Annotated in this window: 4 protein-coding genes; 1 reads left to right on the plus strand and 3 read right to left on the minus strand. The window is 71.1% G+C overall.

Features of this window, described 5'->3' with window-relative positions:
- A partial coding sequence (locus I71_RS18230; protein ID WP_042696263.1) for a DUF4139 domain-containing protein occupies window positions 1–1479 on the plus strand: 1479 nt, incomplete at its 5' end.
- Window positions 1480–1522: 43 nt separating this feature from the next.
- On the opposite strand, the gene I71_RS18235 is transcribed toward I71_RS18230, so the two are convergent.
- From I71_RS18235 to I71_RS18245, 3 genes are all read right to left on the minus strand, one after another.
- Window positions 1523–2011, minus strand: a complete 489-nt coding sequence (locus tag I71_RS18235) for a hypothetical protein (protein ID WP_042696264.1) — start codon at window positions 2009–2011, stop codon at window positions 1523–1525.
- A 29-nt stretch (window positions 2012–2040) separates the two neighbouring features.
- The gene (locus tag I71_RS18240; RefSeq protein ID WP_042696265.1) at window positions 2041–2484 is read right to left on the minus strand and encodes a PaaI family thioesterase; all 444 of its coding nucleotides are present in this window, start codon (window positions 2482–2484) and stop codon (window positions 2041–2043) included.
- Between the two features lie 121 nt (window positions 2485–2605).
- Entirely contained in the window at window positions 2606–3430 is an 825-nt protein-coding gene (locus I71_RS18245; protein WP_280109893.1) for a thiazole synthase, read from the minus strand.

Here is a 3430-nt window from a genome sequence, read left to right on the forward strand (position 1 = left end):
GATGGACGTCGGGCCGGCGAGCGGCGGGTCCGGGTCGGCTATGTCGGGGAGATGCCGCTGTGGAAGGCGACCTACCGGCTCAGCCTTGGGAACGGTCACGCGGAAAAGGGCAGCGGCGCCCTGCAGGGCTGGGCGGTGCTGGAGAATCTCAGCGGCGAGGATTGGAAGGGCGTCGATCTGACTGTGGTGTCGGGCAATCCGGTCACCCTGCGCCAGGCGCTCTACACCCCCTACTTCGTCGAACGGCCGGAGGTGCCGGTGGAGGTGCTCGGCCGGGTGCTGCCCAGCGCCGACGAGGGCGCGGTGACGCTGAACGACACCCGTGCAGCGATGCGGCCGCAGGCGGAGTCCTCCCGCGCCGCGGTGCCGCCCGCCGCGGCGATGGCCGCCCCCCCGCCGCCAATGGCGGCCCCCGCACCGATGGGCGAGCCGCTTGCCAAGGCCGCCCCTTACGGCACCGCCGCCGGAACCCCGGCGATGGCAACGGTGCGCGGTGCCGATGCGGGCGCGGCGGAAGGGGCCCAGGTGCTGTTCCATTACCCGCAGCCGGTCAGCGTTCCGAATGGCGGGACGCTGATGCTGCCGATCGCCGCGCGCAGCCTGCCGGTGGAGCGGGTGGCGCTCTATCAGCCGGCGACCGACGCCCGCCATCCGCTGGCATCGCTGCGGCTGCGCAACGACGGCGACACCGCCCTGCCGCCGGGGCTGCTGACCTTCTATGACCGGACCGCGTCCAGCAGCGCTTATGTCGGCGACGCGCGGATGGCGACCCTGCCGGCGGGCGACAGCCGGCTGCTGTCCTTCGCGGTCGATCAGGCGGTGACCATCGATCGCGAGGAAAAGCCGAGCCGCCGGCTGTCCCGCGCCACCCTGGCCGATGGCGTGCTGACCCTGTCGGTCACCGACCGTCAGAGCACAACCTACACGGTGGCCGGCGCTCCGGACGGGGACCGCAGCGTGGTGATCGAGCATCCGCGACGCGCGGGCTGGGACCTCGCCGAGCCGGCGGATGGCAAGACCGAGGCGACCGCGGGCGCCTACCGCCTGCCGCTGGCGGTTCCGGCCGGCAAGACGGTGACGCTGACCGCCACGCTGGAACGGCCGCGGCAGGAGCGGATCGTCCTGACCGACCTGAGCGCCGACCAGATCGCCGCCCGCGCCTCCGCTCCCGAGCTGCCGCCGGAGGTGCGTCAGGCGCTGACCGCGCTGGCCGGCCTGCGCGCAACCGTCGCCGAGAAGGAGCGCCGCATCGCCGACCTGGAGCGCGAGCGGACGGAGCGCATCGCCGACCAGGACCGCCTGCGCGAAAACCTGAAGGCGCTGCCGGCCGGCAGCGACCTGCACAAGCGCACGCTGGCGAAGATGGCGGAGGCGGAGACCCGCCTGGACGGTCTGGCCCGCGACCTGACCGCCGCCCGCACGGAGGCCGAGACTGCGCGGCAGACGTTGCGCGAGCGGGTGAAGGCGATGACGATCTGAAGGAGGAGGGGGGCGGCGTTCCGCCCCCCTTCGCGGTCCGGCCTTACAGCGTCGCCGCGCTGCAATAGGCCCAATCCTCGCCCTGCAGGCCGAAGAAGGCGGCGACCGGCTTGCCGCTGGAGCGGTCGACGACGACGCGGAAGCGGCTGCCGGTGCAGATGCCCTGGGTCTGCTTGGCGAAGGGCAGCTTGACATGCTTGGACTTCAGGCAGGCGTCCGACATCTTCGGCGGGTTGGCCGGACCGTCCACCTTCTTGCCATTCAGCACCATGTAATAATTGGTGGCCTGCCCGCCCTTGACGTCGGCCTTCACCTCGATCTTGCCGAAGCGCGACTTGTAGAGGCCGGCATCCTGTTCGCCGTCCGGCGCGCCGCTGGGCAGCGAGCGGAAGGAGATGGCGGCGCAGGACGGCGGGTCCTTGGCCTCGGCCGGGGTGGCCGCCAGCGCGGCGATGCCGCCGGCCAGCAGGACAGCGGCGGAAAGCAGACGATGGGACAGAAGACGGTGGGACAGAAGACGGGCAGACAGCATGGAAAAGCCCTTTCGAACCGGTTGAAACGTCATTTCGGCATCACGCAGAAGGCAGTCTGCTGCATCAGGGCGCAGTCCTTCTCGACCCCGCCGTCCAGCATCGACACCTCGACCTGTGTGATGACCAGGGTGCGGCCCGGCTTCACCACGCGGGCGCGGGCGATCATCACCTCGCCCTTGGCCGGGGACATCAGGTTGATCTTGAACTCCACCGCCAGCACCTCCGCCCCGGCGGGCATCAGGCTCAGCGCGGCATAGCCGCCTGCATTGTCGGCCAACGTGCTGACCATGCCGGCATGGAAGAAGCCGTGCTGCTGCGTCAGGTCGGCGCGGAAGGCCAAGCGCATCTCGCAGAAGCCCGGCTCCATCGCCGCCAGTTCGATGCCGAGCGTCCTGCAGATCGGCTGCTGTTCGAAGGACGCAAGGCAGCGCGCCTTCCAGTCGGCGGTGCGGGGTTCGAAGGTGGCGGGCACGGCAGGGATCTCCAGCAGAGGGGCGCCAAGGGCGATTGTGCGCCACAGCCTGCGTCAGCCGCCCCGCCGGATCAAGCGGCCGATTGGAGTGCGCGCCGCCTTGCCCGCAACGGTGCGCTCATCAGCTGCCGATCAGGCCCATCTGCGGGCTGGACGGTTCGGCATGGGCGCGCATCGGCATGCGGCCGGCCAGATGGGCGGCGCGGCCGGCACTGACCGCGTCGCGCATCGCCGCCGCCATCCGCACCGGGTCGCGCGCCTTCGACACCGCGGTGTTCAGCAACACGGCGGCGCAGCCAAGCTCCATCGCCAGCGCCGCGTCGGACGCGGTGCCGATGCCGGCGTCCAGCACCACCGGCACCGGGCTGCGGGCGCAGATCGTCTCGATGGCGTGCGGGTTGCGGATGCCCATGCCCGAGCCGATGAAGGCGCCCAGCGGCATCACCGCCGCCGCCCCGAGATCGGCCAGTTTGCGGCAGGTCACCGGATCGTCGTTGCAATAGGGCAGCACGACGAAGCCGTCATTCACCAGCTCCTCCGTCGCGCGCAGCAGCTCCTCCACATCGGGATAGAGCAACTCGCGGTCGCCGATGACCTCCAGCTTGATCCAGGGGGTGTCCAGCGCCTCACGCGACAGCTGGGCGGTCAGCACGGCTTCCTTGGCGGTCATGCAGCCGGCGGTGTTGGGCAGCAGCCCGACCGGGCCGGCCGGCCGGTGGGCGGTGGCGCGGGCCAGCACATCGACGAGGCTTTCCGAATAGCCGTCCAGGCTGATGCGCCGGATCGCCAGCGTGACCAGCTCGCTGCCGCTGGCCGCCAGCGCGTCGAGCATCACCTGCTGGTTCGGATAGCCGGCGGTGCCGAGGAACAGCCGCGAACCCAGGCTGCGCCCGGCGATGGTGAGGGTGTCGGAGGTGGTTTGGGACATGGGGGAATGCCTTTGCAA

This window comes from Azospirillum sp. B506, from assembly GCF_000333595.1.
Taxonomy (GTDB): Bacteria; Pseudomonadota; Alphaproteobacteria; order Azospirillales; family Azospirillaceae; genus Azospirillum.

What these genes read in the sequence shown, in the direction of transcription:
- I71_RS18235 (WP_042696264.1), bottom strand. Translation starts at nt 2,011, where the DNA reads ATGCTGTCTGCCCGTCTTCTGTCCCACCGTCTTCTGTCCCATCGTCTG.